The following is a 15,243-nucleotide window of genomic DNA, read 5'->3' on the forward strand; positions in this document are numbered from 1 at the left end:
GCCGCGCACGATGGTCGGCACCTCACCAGCGGAGTAGCTCGCCATCCGGGTGAAGTGCATCCAGAGGTGGTCGGTGGCGTTGGCCATGTCAGCCCCATCGGTCGTCGGGCCGGTCAAAGGGGTGAGGCCGGCCGCTCTGCCAACGGTTATCGCACAGTCGAGACCTCCGGGGCAAGTGTTATCGGCGGTAGCACGGTCAGTTGGCGACGGATTCAGCGCACGCGCGCCACTGATGCAACGGAATCCGCATCACTGCCGGCCTGGCTGATCGGCAGTCGGCGGTCGGCAGTCGGCGGTCGGCAGTCGGCAGGAGCTGGAGGTGTGGTGGTCGCGGCCTTTGGAGTTGAATCGTTTGCGATATCACGGCCGCCTTGTCGAGGTGGCTCATGGCCGCCCGGGTTCGCGCCGGGCGGGTCAGTCAGGCTGGCTCGTCGTCGGTCCCGCCGGCCGCCGATTCGTCTACGACATCAGCTCCAAAGCGCCCGAGTAGTGGCCGCGCCCTCTTGGCCCTGCGCTCGATCCACTGCCGGTTCATTGAATCTGCGGGGTCCAGGCGTGGTTGATGCCGCGTTATTGGTGACGTCGAGTGGATCAGGGGACGGTCAGGCCGTACCCCAGGTGTAGGTCTGCTTGCGCAGCTTGAGGTAGACGAACGCCTCGGTGGAGATCACCCCTGGCACCGCGCGCAGTCGTTGCAGGATCTCCAACAGGTGGTCGTCGTTGCGGCAGACCACCTCGGTGAGCAGGTCGAACGACCCTGCGGTGATCACCACGTAGTCGACCTCGTCCAGCTCGGCCAGCCGGTCCGCGACCGTCTCCAGGTCGCCGTCGGTGCGTAGGCCGATCATCGCCTGCCTGTTGAAGCCGAGCTGGAGCGGATCGGTCACCGCCACGATCTGCATCACCCCGGAGTCGAGCAGTCGCTGCACCCGCTGACGGACCGCCGCCTCGGACAGGCCCACCGCCTTGCCGATCGTCGCGTACGGGCGGCGGCCGTCCTCCTGGAGCTGCTCGATGATCTGCTTGGCCACGTCATCCAGCAGAGCGTGATTGGCGCCTTCACGGACAGCGACGCGTCGACCGCCGTTGCTGTTCTCGTGCTGCCGGTTTGTCATTGCCCGCTCCCCATGTCCTGAATCCTGATGTCGCGCGTGTAACCCCGCGTAGTCTGGCGTATTTCGTCGTGCATCGCTATTCCCGCAACGGAATCCCTTGTAAGAGAGGTCACCTCATGTCAGGATCAGTCGTCCATGGCACTTGACCCTCCCGACATTCCCGCCGGCGTGCCTCCCCCGTCCCGCCCGCCGACGATGACCCCCTAGGAGTCGTCATGCGTACTCCCCTCCGGCTCCTCTCCCGGCGTGGACTGCTCACCGGCACTCTCGGTTCGGCCGCCCTGCTCACCATGGGCGGCAGCCTCGCGGGCTGCGGCACCAAGGGCGCGCAGCAGACCGAAGCTGGTTGCGTCAGCGAGGACCTCTCCGGCACCGAGAAGAAACTCGCCTTCGCCAACTGGCCGCAGTACATGGACGTTGACGACGCTGACGAGTCCAAGCGGCCGAGCCTCGACGAGTTCATCACGAAGACCGGCATCCAGGTGACCTACACCGAGGACATCAACGACAACAACGAGTTCTTCGGCAAGGTGCAGAACCAACTTGCCGCCTGTCAGAGCACCGACCGCGACATCATCGTGCTGACCGACTGGATGGCGGCCCGGATGATCCGGCTCGGCTGGATCCAGAAGCTGGACCCGGCGAAAATCCCGAACGTGCAGGCCAACCTGCTTCCGTCGCTGCTCAACCGCCCCTTCGACACCGAGAACCGGATCTCCATCCCGTGGCAGTCGGGCCTGGCGGGCCTGGCGTACAACGGCAACGTCACGAAGGAACTGCGGACCGTCGACGAACTGCTCACCCGCCCCGACCTCAAGGGCAAGGTGACCGCGCTCAGCGAGATGCGCGACACCATGGGCCTGCTGCTCGGGTCGAACGGGCACGACCCGGCCAACTTCACCGCCGCCCAGTTCGACGACGCCCTCAACAAGCTCAAGAGGGCAGTCGACTCCGGGCAGATCCGCAAGTTCACCGGCAACGACTACGCGCCCGACCTGGCCAAGGGCGACATCGCCGCGTGCATCGGCTGGTCCGGCGACGTCATCCAACTGTCCGGTGAGGACGAGAAGGTGCGGTTCGTCGCGCCGGACTCGGGCGTGATGCTCTACAGCGACAACATGATGGTCCCCAACAAGGCCACCCACAAGGGCAACGCCGAAGCGCTGATCAACTACTACTACGAGCCGGCGGTCGCGGCGAAGCTCGCCGCGTACGTCAACTACATCTGCCCGGTGAAGGGCGCTCAGGCCGAGATGGAGAAGATCGATCCTGAGCTGGCAGCCAACCCGCTGATCTTCCCGGACGAGGCGCTGCTGTCGAAGTCCAAGGTGTTCATGGCCCTGGACGAGAAGCAGGAGAAGGAGTACGAGGGCAAGTTCCAACAGGTCATCGGGGCGTGATGAGGATGGCGCGCGAGACACCGGCCGGCGATCTGCGCCTGGCCGACCTCACCAAACGGTTCGGCGTCTTCACCGCTGTCGACGACCTGAGCCTGACCATCGAGCAGGGCTCGTTCTTCGCGCTGCTCGGCGCGTCCGGCTGTGGCAAGACCACCACGTTGCGGATGATCGCCGGCCTGGAGGAGCCGACCAGCGGCCAGGTGCTGCTCGGTGACACCGACATCGCCCGGCTGCGTCCGTACAAGCGGCCGGTGAACACCGTCTTCCAGAGCTACGCGCTCTTTCCGCACCTCACCATCTTCGAGAACGTGGCCTTCGGGCTGCGCCGACGCGGCATCCGCTCGGTCGACGACGAGGTCTCCCGGATGCTGTCGCTGGTGCAGCTCGACGGCTATGGCAACCGCCGCCCCGCCCAGCTCTCCGGGGGTCAGCAGCAGCGGGTCGCGCTCGCCCGCGCGCTGATCAACCGGCCGCAGGTGCTGCTGCTCGACGAGCCGCTGGGCGCACTCGACCTGAAGCTGCGCCGACAGATGCAGATCGAGCTGAAGCGCATCCAGACCGAGGTCGGCATCACCTTCGTGCACGTCACCCACGACCAGGAGGAGGCCATGACCATGGCCGACACCGTCGCGGTGATGAACGCCGGCCGGATCGAACAGTTGGGTGCCCCGGCCGACATCTACGAGTTTCCCGCCACCGCCTTCGTGGCGAACTTCCTCGGCCAGTCCAATCTGCTCGCCGGCGAGGCCACCGGCGTCGGCGGCGGCGACGTCGCGGTGACGGCGCACGGCACGCGCTTCTCCGTGCCCGCCGGCCGCGCACGGGCCGAGAGCGGCCCGGTCCACCTGGGGGTACGCCCGGAGAAGCTGATTCTGGCCGGCTCCGCCGACCAGGTGCCCGCCGGGCATCAGCACGTCACCGGAGTGGTCACCGACGCCTCCTACGTGGGAGTCAGCACGCAGTACCTGCTGCGCACCGGCTGGGGCACCGAGTTGTCGGTCTTCGCCGCCAACAGCGGAACGTCGACGACAGTGGCGGTCGGCAGCGAGGCCGTGGCGTACTGGGATCCGCGGCACGCGTTCCTGCTGCCCCGCGACGCCGCCGACACCGACCGGACGTCACCGGTGCTGGACGAGCCGGTGGGTGTGTCGTCGTGACCCTGCTGGCCCCCACCGGATCGGGGCACCCGCCGCCCGCGCCACCGGCAGCCCGGTCCGGGCGACGCCGACTCCTGCCGTACCTCCTGTTGTTGCCGGGTGCGGCCTGGCTGCTCATCTTCTTCGGTGTGCCGCTCGTGCAGTTGGCGGCGGCCAGCCTGTACGACCCCAGCGGCTCGCTCTCCACCGGGTACGCGATGACCTGGGCGGTCGGCAACTACCCGGACGTGCTCCAGGCGTACTGGCCGCAGTTCCTGCGCTCGTTCGGCTACGCCGGGCTGGCCCTGGTGCTGGCGTTGCTGCTGGGCTACCCCCTGGCGTACGCCATCGCGCAGAAGGCCGGCCGCTGGAAGAATTTGCTGCTGGTGTGCGTCGTCGCGCCGATGTTCACCAGCTTCCTGGTCCGCACGCTGGCCTGGAAGACGATTCTGTCGGACAACGGCGCGCTCGTCGGTCTGCTGCGCGACGTGCACCTGCTCGCCCCGGACGGTCGGCTGCTGGCCACCCCGTTCGCTGTGGTGCTCGGCCTGACGTACAACTTCCTGCCGTTCCTGGTGCTGCCGCTGTACGCGAGCCTGGAGCGGCTTGACCCGCGGTTGCTGGAGGCGGCCACCGACCTGTACGCGAGCCCGGTGCAGGCGTTCCGTCGGGTGACACTGCCGCTGTCCATGCCCGGTCTGGTCGCCGGCACGCTGCTGTTCTTCATCCCGGCCAGCGGCGACTACATCAACGCCGAGCTGCTCGGCACCCCGAACGAATACATGATCGGCAACGTCATCGACTCGGCGTTCCTGGTCCGACTGGACTACCCGCAGGGCGCCGCGCTGTCGTTCCTGCTGATGGCGGCGATCCTCGCGGTGGTCTTCGGCTACCTCCGTCGAGCCGGCACGGAGGAGGTCCTGTGAGGGTTTCCCGTTGGCTCGCGGACCGCTGGGTGATGATCGTGGCGTTGCTGGTGCTCGGCTACCTGGCGCTGCCGATCCTGGTGGTGGCCGGGCTGTCGTTCAACCGGCCGTCGAGCCGGCTCTCGTACGACTTCAACGAGTTCACTCTGGACAACTGGCGGCAGCCGTGCGCCACCTCGGACATGTGCGACGCGGTCGTCCGCAGCGTGCAGATCGGCTTCATCGCCACTGTGGTCGCCACAGTGCTCGGCACCCTGATGGCGTTCGCGCTGGTCCGGCACCGCTTCCGGGGCCGATCCGGGATCAACGTGCTGATCTTCCTGCCGATGGCCACCCCGGAACTGGTGATGGGCACGTCGCTGCTGGCCCTGTTCGTGTCGGCGGGCGTACCGCAGGGTTTCTGGACCATCGTGATCGCGCATGTGATGTTCTGCGTGTCGTTCGTGGTGGTCACCGTGAAGGCGCGGCTCGCCGGGATGGACCGGCGGCTGGAGGAGGCCGCCATGGACCTCTACGCCAACGAGTGGCAGACCTTCCGGCGGATCACCCTGCCGCTGGTACTGCCCGGCATCGTGGCCGCCGCGTTGCTGGCCTTCTCACTCAGCTTCGACGACTTCATCATCACGAACTTCAACGCCGGCACCACCGTCACGTTCCCGATGTACGTCTGGGGCGCTGCCCAGCGTGGCATCCCACCGCAGGTCAACGTGATCGGCACGGCGATGTTCGCGGTCGCGTTGCTGCTCGTGGGGCTCAGCTCGCTGCGCGGTCGACGGGCCCGCCGCGCCGCGCTGCTGTCCGGGCCGTCGGGTCACCCGCGTCGGTCGTCATGACCCTCCCGAACGCGGATCGTCCGACCGGCGGGCCGTCATGACGCTCCCACATACCGGCCGGGCGATGGCCGACGCGGCACCCGTGCCGTACTGGCTCGACCGCCCGGACCGCCCCGACCCGCTACCGCCGCTGAGCGGTCGGCACTCCGCCGACCTGCTGGTGATCGGCGGCGGTTACAGCGGACTGTGGGCCGCGCTGTTGGCGAAACAGGCGGACCCGGACCGGGACGTCCTGCTCGTCGACGCTGGGACCTGCGGCTGGGCGGCCTCCGGGCGCAACGGCGGTTTCTGCGCCGCCTCTTTGACCCACGGCCTCGCCAACGGTGTCGAGCGGTTCCCCGACGAGGTCGGCGAGTTGGAACGCCTCGGCCGGGACAACCTGGACGCCATCGCCGCCACCGTCGCGAAGTTCGACATCGACTGCGACTTCGAGCGCACCGGTGAGCTGGCCGTCGCCGTCGAGCCGTACCAACTCGACGGGCTGGCCGCCGACGCGGACCTGGCCCGCCGGTACGGCCACCGGGTGCGGTTGCTCGACCGGGACGAGGTGCGCGCCGAGGTGCACTCACCGACGTACCTGGGTGGGATGTTCGACGCCGACCGGGTGGCCATGGTGGACCCGGCGAAGCTGGCCTGGGGGCTGCGCCGTGCCTGCCTCGACCTCGGCGTACGCGTGCACGAGCACACCCGGGTCACCGGACTGCGCGCCGACGGTGCGGCCCTGCACGCCAGCACCCTGGGCACCGGTCCCGCCGCCCACCCGGCCGACAGTGGCCGGGCCGACACCAGTGCCGCCGGTCTGCCCGGCTCGATCCGGGCGCGCCGGGTCGTGCTGGCCACCAACGCGTTCCCGCCGTTGCTACGCCGGCTGCGGGCGTACCTGGTGCCGGTCTACGACCACGTGCTGATGACCGAGCCGCTCACCCCCGCCCAGCGCGACGCCATCGGGTGGCGCAACCGGCAGGGGCTCGCCGACACCGCCAACCAGTTCCACTACTACCGGATCACCACCGACGGACGGATCCTCTTCGGCGGCTACGACGCCGTGTACCACTACGGCAACCGGGTCGCGCCCGAGTTGGAACAACGACAGGCCACCTTCACCACCCTCGCCCGCCACTTCTTCACCACGTTCCCGCAGCTCGCCGACGTGCGGTTCAGCCACCGCTGGGGCGGAGTCATCGACACCTGCACCCGGTTCTGCCCGTTCTTCGGCACCGCCTACGGCGGTCGGCTGGCGTACGCGGCCGGCTACACCGGCCTCGGCGTCGGGGCCACCCGCTTCGGGGCCCGGGTGCTGCTCGACCTGCTCGACGGCGGGAACACCCCGCTGACCCGGCTCGACCTGGTTCGCCGCAAGCCACTGCCGTTCCCACCGGAACCCGTCCGCGCGGTCGGCATCAATCTCACCCGCTGGTCACTGGCCCGCGCCGACGCGCGCGAGGGTCGGCGCGACCTCTGGCTCCGTACTCTCGATCGTTTCGGTTTGGGGTTTGATTCCTGATGCGTGTCCTCCTCGTCGGCGCCGGTGGCGTCGGCTCCGCCGCCGTAGCCATCGCCGCCCGACGGACCTTCTTCGAGACCATCGTGGTGGCCGACCACGACCCCGTTCGGGCCCAACGGGCGGTCGCCGGGCACGGTGACCGTTTCGTCGCCGCCCAGGTGGACGCCTCCTCGGCCGACGCGGTCACCGCACTGTGTCGGGAGCACCGGATCACGCACGTGCTGAACGCCGTCGACCCGCGGTTCGTCATGCCGATCTTCGACGGCGCGTTCGCGGCCGGCGCGGACTACCTGGACATGGCGATGTCGCTGTCACACGTCGAGACCGGCGTGAAGCTCGGCGACGAACAGTTCGCGCTGGCCGACACCTGGTCGGCGGCCGGTCGGCTGGCGCTGTGCGGCATCGGGGTCGAGCCCGGCCTCTCCGACGTCTTCGCCCGTTACGCCGCCGATGAACTGTTCAGCGAGATCGACGAGATCGGTGTCCGGGACGGGGCGAACCTGACAGTCGACGGGTACGACTTCGCGCCCTCGTTCTCCATCTGGACAACGATCGAGGAGTGCCTCAACCCGCCGGTCATCTGGGAGAAAGACCGGGGCTGGTTCACCACCGAACCGTTCTCCGAGCCGGAGGTCTTCCACTTCCCCGAGGGGATCGGGCCGGTCGAGTGCGTCAACGTCGAGCACGAGGAGGTGCTGCTCATCCCGCGCTGGGTCAAGGCCCGGCGGGTCACCTTCAAGTACGGCCTGGGCGACGAGTTCATCGAGGTGCTCAAGACGCTGCACAAGCTCGGTCTGGACGCCGTCTCCCCGGTGCGGGTACGCGGCGTCGAGGTCTCCCCGCGTGACGTGGTCGCCGCGAGCCTGCCCGACCCGGCCACGCTCGGTGCCCGGATGCGCGGCAAGACCTGCGCCGGCACCTGGGTACGCGGCCTCGGCCCGGACGGGCAACCCCGCGAGGTCTACCTGTACCACGTGGTCGACAACGAGTGGTCGATGCGGGAGTACGGGCACCAGGCGGTGGTCTGGCAGACCGCCGTCAACCCGGTCGTCGCCCTGGAGTTGCTCGCCAGCGGCGCGTGGGCCGGCGTGGGCGTGCTCGGACCGGAGGCGTTGCCCCCGATGCCCTTCCTCGACCTGCTGAACGGTTACGGCTCACCGTGGGCGATGGAGGAACGGTGAGCTCATCCCGCTGACGGCATCGCGACAGTTCCGTCGCCGTAGTTCGATCTCCGACCGCTGTCGACGCGGTGCGTGGGGATCTGCGGCTTTTGTTGGTGCTGATACCCGCACGATCGGCCCTGCCCTGCCAGCCTGGAGGGTTGCCGCACCTGCCGACTCGTCGCCCGCCAACGTGCCCACCGATCTTTCCCGCGAAGCGAAAGGCGCAGGTGACGAACACGACGGGGGATATTGCACGCTGTGTTTGCGACGACACTCATCGCCGTGACGATGCAACCACCACAGCACCCGGGGCCGCCGTACCCGCCGTCGTTCGGCCAGACGCCCCGACCGAACTGGTTCCGCCGGGCCACTCCCGCCAGCCGGGTCGCCGTGATCCTCGGCTCGGTCACGCTGTCGATCCTGCTGCTCTGCTGCACCGGCACCGCCATCGTCGGCGCGTTGACCGGCGAGCCGGAGCCGACCAGGACCGGCACCGCCGCCGAGCAACCACAACAGCCGATCCTGGCCGCGCCCGGCGAGCCGACCGAGGAGGCCCCGGCCCAGGAGGAGTCGCCGATCGCCGCGCCCTCCACAGTGCCCTCGTCGGTGCCTGCCACGGCGCCCTCGTCGGTGCCTGCCACGGCGCCCTCGTCGGCGGCGGCCGTGCCGGTGGTGCAGGTGACGACCGTGACGGAGAAGGCCACCATCCGGTACGGCGAGCGGACCGTCAAGGACTCGTCACTGGCCGAGGGCAAGCGGGTCGTCCGAACCAAGGGCGTGAACGGCGTCCGGACCATGACCTACGAGGTGACCACCACCGACGGCGTGCGGACGGCCAAGAAACTGGTCAAATCCGCAGTGACGAAGCAGCCGGTGACCCAGGTCGTGGCCGTCGGCACCAAGAAGCCGCAGTCGTCGAAGTGCGACCCGAACTACAGCGGCTGCGTCCCGATCGCCAGCGACGTCGACTGCGCGGGTGGCAGTGGCAACGGCCCCGCCTACGTCAGAGGGCCGATCAGGGTTATCGGTGACGACATCTACGACCTGGACCGAGACGGCGACGGCATAGCCTGCGACTAGTCCTGGCCCCCTCGAGACCCCTCACCCCCGCGATCTTGCACTTTCTGCGGTTACTTATGCCTCCTATCGGACATATCGCCGACACAAAGTGCAAGATCGCGGGGGTGAGGGGTTTGGGGTGGGGATTTTGGGGGTTGGTGCTAGCACGGCTGAGGGTGCTGTGGGGGTTGTCCACAGGGGAGTTGGTTTTCCACAGGTAGTTATTGCGGGGCACTGGCGGAGGTGCCGGTCGGTCAGCCTCCCTCCATGGCAACTCAGTTGTGGCGTACGGACGCGCTGATGCGGCAGCTCACCGTTGGACGGATACGCACTCGGCTCGACCGCGAGGAAATCCTGCGTGTGCGCAGAGGGGTCTACGCCGACAAGCTCTGCGACGACGACGACGAACTGCGTGCCCTAATGCTCCGGCTGCCCGACGGAGCGATGTTGGCGAGGCAGAGTGCCGCCCGCCGATACGGCTTCGGGGTCCTGCGCGACGATCTGATCCACATCCAGTTGCCCGCCGAGGTGCCAAAGCCCCGTCTGCCCGGGGTGGTCGTTCACCGGACGGTCTTACCCGCTCGGCCGGTCTTCGTCGCAGGCCTGCCCTGCGTTCCACCGGCGCGTTGCGCAGTCGACCTCGCTCGCGCCGCTCGTCGGGTCGACGCACTCCCAGTGCTCGATGCTGCGCTGCGGTCGGGCTTGGTCACCCAGGATGACCTGCTGGCCGAGGTTGCGGCCCACAACGCATTGCGGGGTGTCCGCCAGGCCCGCCAACTGATACCGCTGGCAGACGGCAGAGCGGAGTGCCGACAGGAGAGCCAGTTGCGACTGATCCTGATCGACGGAGGCCTGCCGCCGCCGGAGCCGCAACTATGGGTGACCGACCGCCATGGCATCCCTCTGTACCGGCTCGATCTGGGCTACCGCGAACGCCGAATTGGCATCGAGTACGACGGACTGTCGCACCTGAGCCGCGATCGACTCAGGCACGACCGTGAGCGGATCAACTGGCTGGCCGCAGCGGGTTGGCGGATGCGCTACTTCACCGACCGCGATCTCTACCGCCGCCCCGAACACATCAAAGCCACCATCCGCGCAGCCCTCTCCTAACCACCCCCCGTGCCGTGCCCGTGCCCGTGCCCCCACCCTCGCCGATCTTGCACTTTCTGCCCCGACAAAAAACGCCTTACTCATATTTCGGCAACACAAAGTGCAAGATCGACGGGGCGGGGCGGGGCGGGGCGGGGCGGGGTGGCCTTTCGGGGTCTTGTGGCGCGGGTCACTGTTGATTGCTGTGGCTCTTCGGGGTGTTGGGACGTTTGGCGCGGGGCGTGTGAGACGGGGACGAAGGGGGTGGGGGCTGGGTTGCGATGGTTTGCCCGCTGGACAGCCGCGTGGAGGATGGCTGCGGCGGGTGCTTACAGAACCCTTAACCCGGGCCTGCGACGGTATGCCGGGCAAGCCGAACTGGGGGAGCGGGAAAACGTGCGGGTGCTGGTGGCGGACGACGAGCGGTTGTTGGCGGACACGGTGGCCGAAGGGCTGCGCCGCCTCTCAATGGCCGTGGACGTCTGCTACGACGGTGACGGTGCGCTGGAGCGGGTCGGGGTGAACCGGTACGACGTGGCGGTGCTGGACCGGGACATGCCCGGACACACCGGCGACGAGGTGTGCCGCAGCATCGCCGACTCACAGGTTGGCACCCGGGTGCTGCTGCTCACCGCGGCGGCCGGCATCCGGGACCGGGTGGAGGGCCTCGGCCTCGGCGCGGACGACTACCTGACCAAGCCGTTCGCCTTCGCCGAGTTGGTGGCCCGGGTGCAGGCCCTCGGGCGACGGTCGACGCCGGCGCTGCCACCGGTGCTCGCCCAGGACGGTCTGGCCCTGGACGTGGGTCGGCACCTGGCCACCCGGGACGGTCGCCCTCTCGCGTTGAGCCCCAAGGAGTTCGCGGTGCTGCACGTGCTGCTGCGCGCGGACGGCCAGGTGGTCAGCGCCGAGGAGTTGCTGGAGCAGGCCTGGGACGAGTTCGCCGACCCGTTCACCAACGCCGTACGGGTCACCGTGATGACCCTGCGCAAGAAGCTCGGCGATCCCGCGATCATCCACACCGTTCCGAAGGCCGGCTACCGCATCGGCGGCACGGCGTGAGCTGGACGCCCCGACGTCGGGTGCTGCTGGTGGGGCTGTTGGCGCTGCTGGCCGGCCCGGTACTGCCGGCGATGGGCAAGTGGCTGTCGCAGGTGACCTGGAACTGGGGGCAGCAGTTCTGTGACCTGCCCGTGCCGGGGATGTCGGCGGTGTGTCGCAACGTACGGCCGGGGGCGTTCATGCTGCCCCTGGTGGCCGTTCTGCTCGTGACCCTCGCCGTCCTGGTGGGGCTCTGGTTCGCCGCGGCGTGGTGCCTGCGCCCGGTCGCTGACCTGGCCGGGCCGATCGGGCAGCTCGGCCCGCAGAACCTTGGTCACCGGATCCGGCCCCGGGGCGGCGACGAGTTGGCCCGGCTGTCGAGGGCGATCGACGAGATGATGGAACGCGTCTCCGCCGGGTACGAGGGGCAGCGGCGGTTCGCCGCGAACGCCTCGCACGAGCTGCGTACGCCCCTCGCCGTGCAGCGGACGCTCATCGAGGTCGGTATGGCCAGGGCGCTGACCGGCGAGCAGTTGGAGCTGCTGACCAGTCAGCTGCTGGAGACCAACGAGCGCAACGAACGACTGATCGAGGGCCTGCTCGCGCTCAGCGAGAGCGACCAGGGTCTCCGTTCCCGCATACCGCAGCGGTTGGACGCGATCGTCGAGGCGGTGCTGGCCGGTTACCTGGACCGGGCCCGGGAGGCCGGCGTCACAGTGGAGACCCATCTCGTACCCCGGGTGGTCGTCGGCGAGCGGGTGCTGCTGGAACGACTGGTCACCAACCTGGTGGAGAACGGGATCAAGTACAACCGGCCGGGCGGCTCGCTGACCGTCGTGGTGGGCGGCGTGCCCGCGCTGTCAGTGGTCAACACCGGCCAGCCGGTGCCGGCCGAGGCGGTCGCCGGTCTGTTCGAGCCGTTCCGCCGACTCGCCCGGGACCGGACCTCGCAGGGCGGTGGGGCCGGGCTGGGCCTGGCCATCGCCCGTTCGATCACCCAGGCCCACGACGGCATCATCGCGGCCCGGCCCGCCGAGTACGGCGGTCTGCGGGTCGACGTCCAGCTACCCACCTTGAACTGACACTTCCACCCACAGTCACCGGGGTCCACGTACCGCTGGACCCTGCCTGTGGCGTGCCCGAGAAGGAGAGACGATGACAGGCACAGTTGGTCAGGTCCGGGCCGATGTCGAGGAGGCCAGCCGCTGGCTGGCCGGCCTCGTGGTCCGCACCCCAGTGCTGCGCTCCCCGGTGATCGACGAGCTTGCCGGGGCACGGGTGCTGCTCAAGGCGGAGAACCTCCAGCACGGTGGCTCGTACAAGATGCGGGGTGCGCTGCGCGCGGTCGGCCGCCTCGCGGTGGCCGGCCACACCGGGGTGATCGCGCAGAGCACCGGCAACCACGCGGTGGCGGTGGCGTTGGCGGCCCGGCAGCACGGGCTCGCGGCGACAGTGGTGCTGCCGGTCGACGCCGCGTCGACGAAGGTCGACCGGGCGCGCGCGGCGGGGGCGCGGGTGGTGTTCGCCGGCACCAGCGTCGAGGAGCGGGTGGCGGTGGCCAACGGGCTCAGCGACGAGAGCGGTCACCCCGTCGTCGACGCGTACGACCACCCGGACGTGATCGCCGGGCAGGGCACCGCGAGCCTGGAGCTGATCGAGGACGCCGAGCGCGCGGGGACGCCGTTGGACGCGTTGGTCGTACCGGTGGGTGGTGGTGGCGGGGTGGCCGGCGCCTGCCTGGCCGCCGCCGGCTCCGGCATCGAGGTGTACGGCGTGGAGCCGGTGGGTTGCGATTCGCTCGCCCGCAGCCTGGCGGCAGGTGTACGCGTGCCGGTAGCGCCGGCGGCCACCATCGCGGACGGTCTGCGGCCGTCCTGCGTGGGGGAGCTGCCGTTCGCCATCGTGCGGGACACGCTGCGTGGGGTCGTCCGGGTCGACGACGCCGAGATCGCGGCGGCGTTCCGGCTGATCCTGACGGAGCTCAAGGTGCTCGCCGAGCCCTCCGGGGCGGCGGGCCTGGCCGGCGCCCTCCGGCTTCCACCGGCCGGCGGAAGCCGAAGGGCGTCGGACAGCGACCGGCAGCGGACAGTCGGCGTGGTGCTGACCGGCGGGAACGTGGAGGCGGCGCTGGTGGCCCGGTTGATGGCCCCGCGATCGGCCGACCTGGCTGAGGAAGGGGCGGCGGCGTGAGCGCGCCAGTGCGGATCGGAATCCTGTTCGGTGGGCCGTCGGCGGAGCACGAGGTCTCCTGTGCCTCCGCGCTCGGGGTGGCCCGGGCGCTCGCCGGTGGCGGCTACCGCACTGTGGCCATCGGTGTCACCCGCAGCGGCGGCTTCCGGCTGATGCCCGACGCGCTGCTGGCCGAGTTGCGCGACCGACCGGCCGGCGAGCGGGCCATCGACGACCAGTTGGTGGTGACCGGGCCGGCCGTCGAGTTGCGGGCCGGTCCGCGTGCGGGTGTCGTGCAGGTGTCCGCCGGTAACGCCCCTGGCGCGGTGCACGCCGAGCTGGACGTGGTCTTCCCGGTGCTGCACGGCCCGTACGGCGAGGACGGCGTGGTGCAGGGGCTGCTGGAGTCACTGAACGTGCCGTACGTCGGGTGCGGCATCCTCGCCTCGGCGGTCGGTATGAACAAGGTGGCGATGAAGCGGGCGCTGCGCGCCGAGGGCATCCCCGTCACCCCGTACGTGTCGTTCGACGCGCACACCTACCGGGAGGTCGACGACCCGGAGAAGTTGGTGACCGGGCTGAGCCGGCCGCTGTTCGTCAAGCCGGCCAGCATGGGCTCGTCGATCGGCATCTCCCGCGTCGACGAGGGTGACGACCTGGCCGCCGCCGTGGAGGAGGCGCTTCGCCACGACCAACTCGTCATTGTGGAGCAGGGGGTCGTCGGCCGGGAGTTGGAGTGCGCGGTGCTCGGTGGCTGGCGTCCCGAGGCGTCGGCGGTGGGCGAGGTGCAGGTCAGCGGCGGCTGGTTCGACTACCAGCAGAAGTATTTCGGCGACGCCGACCCGATGATCGTCCCCGCCGTGCTGCCGGACGAGGTGACCGAACGGGTCCGCGAGTTGTCGCTGCGCGCGTTCGCAGCGATCGGCGGTTGGGGTCTGGCCCGGGTCGACTTCTTCTACGACGAGACGGCCGGCGAGCTGTACGTCAACGAGCTGAACACGATGCCCGGCTTCACCGCGCACTCGATGTACCCGAAGGTGTGGGCCGCCGTCGGGGTCGGCTACCGGGAGGTGGTGGACCGACTCGTCGAGCTGGCCCGGGTCCGCCATGCGGAACGGTCGGCGGGCACGGCGGGGAGCATCCGATGATCCTGCTCTCCGACCCCCGGGTGGCGGCGGTGCCCAGCGCCGACGACGGCGAGGAGTTCGTTGACCTGCGTGAGCTGCCGGAGTTGCGGCTCGACGGCCGGGCGGCCGACCCGGCCGGGGCGTACGCCCGGTTGCGCGCCGGTGTCGTGGACCGCCTGCTTGCCGCGCAGCGGGCCCTGCCCGGTGGGCTGCGGCTGCTGGTGGTCGAGGGCTACCGGCCGTACCAGGCGCAACTGGCCATCTTCACCGGTTACCGCGACGAGCTGCGCCGACGGCACCCGGACTGGTCGCCGCAGCGGCTGCACCGGGAGACCACGAAGTTCGTGTCGCCGGTCGAGGTGGCCCCGCACAGCACGGGCGGCGCGGTGGACCTGACGCTCTGCACGGACGACGGTGTGGAGCTGGATTTGGGCACTGCCATCGACGCCACACCGGAGGACAGCGCCGACGCCTGCTTCACGGACGCGCCGACGATCGGGGGCGCCGCCCGCCGGCACCGGCAGATCATGGTGGACGCCCTCGGCGGCGCGGGGATGGTCAACTACCCGACCGAGTGGTGGCACTGGTCGTACGGCGACCGTTACTGGGCGCTGATAACCAGGGCCCCGAGCACCCGGTACGGCCCGGTGGACCTGGTCGCCGCGCGATCGATACCCG

14 protein-coding genes are annotated in these 15,243 nt (G+C 69.7%); 13 read left to right on the top strand and 1 reads right to left on the bottom strand.

The features are described 5' to 3' along the window. Positions 1-602: 602 nt before the first annotated feature. Positions 603-1,115: an Lrp/AsnC family transcriptional regulator gene (locus ABZ749_RS12815; RefSeq protein WP_357226942.1), complete on the bottom strand. Its 513-nt coding sequence runs from the start codon at positions 1,113-1,115 to the stop codon at positions 603-605. A 215-nt stretch (positions 1,116-1,330) separates the two neighbouring features. Between ABZ749_RS12815 and ABZ749_RS12820 the strand changes: the two genes are divergently transcribed. From ABZ749_RS12820 to ABZ749_RS12880, 13 genes are all read left to right on the top strand, one after another. Beyond that, a complete protein-coding gene (locus ABZ749_RS12820; RefSeq protein WP_357226944.1) occupies positions 1,331-2,515 on the top strand; it encodes a spermidine/putrescine ABC transporter substrate-binding protein in 1,185 nt (394 codons plus the stop codon). Then, positions 2,515-3,672, top strand: coding sequence for an ABC transporter ATP-binding protein (locus tag ABZ749_RS12825; RefSeq protein WP_357226947.1), 1,158 nt, complete (start codon positions 2,515-2,517; stop codon positions 3,670-3,672). Before ABZ749_RS12820 ends, ABZ749_RS12825 begins: the two co-directional genes overlap by 1 nt. Next, the gene (locus tag ABZ749_RS12830; RefSeq protein WP_357226950.1) at positions 3,669-4,577 is read left to right on the top strand and encodes an ABC transporter permease; all 909 of its coding nucleotides are present in this window, start codon (positions 3,669-3,671) and stop codon (positions 4,575-4,577) included. Before ABZ749_RS12825 ends, ABZ749_RS12830 begins: the two co-directional genes overlap by 4 nt. After that, positions 4,574-5,410: an ABC transporter permease gene (locus ABZ749_RS12835; protein ID WP_357205713.1), complete on the top strand. Its 837-nt coding sequence runs from the start codon at positions 4,574-4,576 to the stop codon at positions 5,408-5,410. Before ABZ749_RS12830 ends, ABZ749_RS12835 begins: the two co-directional genes overlap by 4 nt. Positions 5,411-5,447: 37 nt before the next feature. After that, positions 5,448-6,914, top strand: coding sequence for an FAD-dependent oxidoreductase (locus ABZ749_RS12840; RefSeq protein WP_357226952.1), 1,467 nt, complete (start codon positions 5,448-5,450; stop codon positions 6,912-6,914). Further along, the gene (locus ABZ749_RS12845) at positions 6,914-8,095 is read left to right on the top strand and encodes a saccharopine dehydrogenase C-terminal domain-containing protein (protein WP_357226955.1); all 1,182 of its coding nucleotides are present in this window, start codon (positions 6,914-6,916) and stop codon (positions 8,093-8,095) included. Before ABZ749_RS12840 ends, ABZ749_RS12845 begins: the two co-directional genes overlap by 1 nt. 270 nt (positions 8,096-8,365) lie before the next feature. Then, positions 8,366-9,157 carry a G5 domain-containing protein gene (locus ABZ749_RS12850; RefSeq protein ID WP_357226970.1) on the top strand — a complete coding sequence of 264 codons (792 nt, stop codon included), beginning with the start codon at positions 8,366-8,368 and terminating at the stop codon, positions 9,155-9,157. Positions 9,158-9,403: 246 nt separating this feature from the next. Beyond that, positions 9,404-10,249 (top strand): DUF559 domain-containing protein, encoded by an 846-nt coding sequence (locus tag ABZ749_RS12855; RefSeq protein ID WP_357226957.1) that lies wholly within the window; start codon positions 9,404-9,406, stop codon positions 10,247-10,249. A gap of 375 nt (positions 10,250-10,624) precedes the next feature. Further along, positions 10,625-11,290, top strand: a complete 666-nt coding sequence (locus ABZ749_RS12860; protein WP_091394074.1) for a response regulator transcription factor — start codon at positions 10,625-10,627, stop codon at positions 11,288-11,290. Further along, entirely contained in the window at positions 11,287-12,351 is a 1,065-nt protein-coding gene (locus tag ABZ749_RS12865) for a HAMP domain-containing sensor histidine kinase (protein WP_357226960.1), read from the top strand. The genes ABZ749_RS12860 and ABZ749_RS12865 overlap by 4 nt, the downstream gene beginning before the upstream one ends. A 73-nt stretch (positions 12,352-12,424) precedes the next feature. Then, positions 12,425-13,459 carry a pyridoxal-phosphate dependent enzyme gene (locus tag ABZ749_RS12870; RefSeq protein ID WP_357226962.1) on the top strand — a complete coding sequence of 345 codons (1,035 nt, stop codon included), beginning with the start codon at positions 12,425-12,427 and terminating at the stop codon, positions 13,457-13,459. Further along, positions 13,456-14,586: a D-alanine--D-alanine ligase family protein gene (locus ABZ749_RS12875; protein ID WP_357226965.1), complete on the top strand. Its 1,131-nt coding sequence runs from the start codon at positions 13,456-13,458 to the stop codon at positions 14,584-14,586. The genes ABZ749_RS12870 and ABZ749_RS12875 overlap by 4 nt, the downstream gene beginning before the upstream one ends. Next, positions 14,583-15,243: M15 family metallopeptidase (locus ABZ749_RS12880; RefSeq protein ID WP_357226967.1), on the top strand; the 661-nt coding region annotated here is incomplete at its 3' end. The genes ABZ749_RS12875 and ABZ749_RS12880, both read left to right, overlap by 4 nt.

The organism is Micromonospora sp. NPDC047753 (assembly GCF_040642735.1).
Taxonomy (GTDB): Bacteria; Actinomycetota; Actinomycetes; order Mycobacteriales; family Micromonosporaceae; genus Micromonospora.

Bases quoted from the DNA above. Each gene is read 5' to 3' on its own strand.
- ABZ749_RS12815 (WP_357226942.1), bottom strand. From the start codon at position 1,115: ATGACAAACCGGCAGCACGAGAACAGCAACGGCGGTCGACGCGTCGCT.
- ABZ749_RS12870 (WP_357226962.1), top strand. From the start codon at position 12,425: ATGACAGGCACAGTTGGTCAGGTCCGGGCCGATGTCGAGGAGGCCAGC.
- ABZ749_RS12825 (WP_357226947.1), top strand. From the start codon at position 2,515: ATGAGGATGGCGCGCGAGACACCGGCCGGCGATCTGCGCCTGGCCGAC.
- ABZ749_RS12850 (WP_357226970.1), top strand. From the start codon at position 8,366: ATGCAACCACCACAGCACCCGGGGCCGCCGTACCCGCCGTCGTTCGGC.
- ABZ749_RS12840 (WP_357226952.1), top strand. From the start codon at position 5,448: ATGACGCTCCCACATACCGGCCGGGCGATGGCCGACGCGGCACCCGTG.
- ABZ749_RS12820 (WP_357226944.1), top strand. From the start codon at position 1,331: ATGCGTACTCCCCTCCGGCTCCTCTCCCGGCGTGGACTGCTCACCGGC.
- ABZ749_RS12855 (WP_357226957.1), top strand. From the start codon at position 9,404: ATGGCAACTCAGTTGTGGCGTACGGACGCGCTGATGCGGCAGCTCACC.
- ABZ749_RS12845 (WP_357226955.1), top strand. From the start codon at position 6,914: ATGCGTGTCCTCCTCGTCGGCGCCGGTGGCGTCGGCTCCGCCGCCGTA.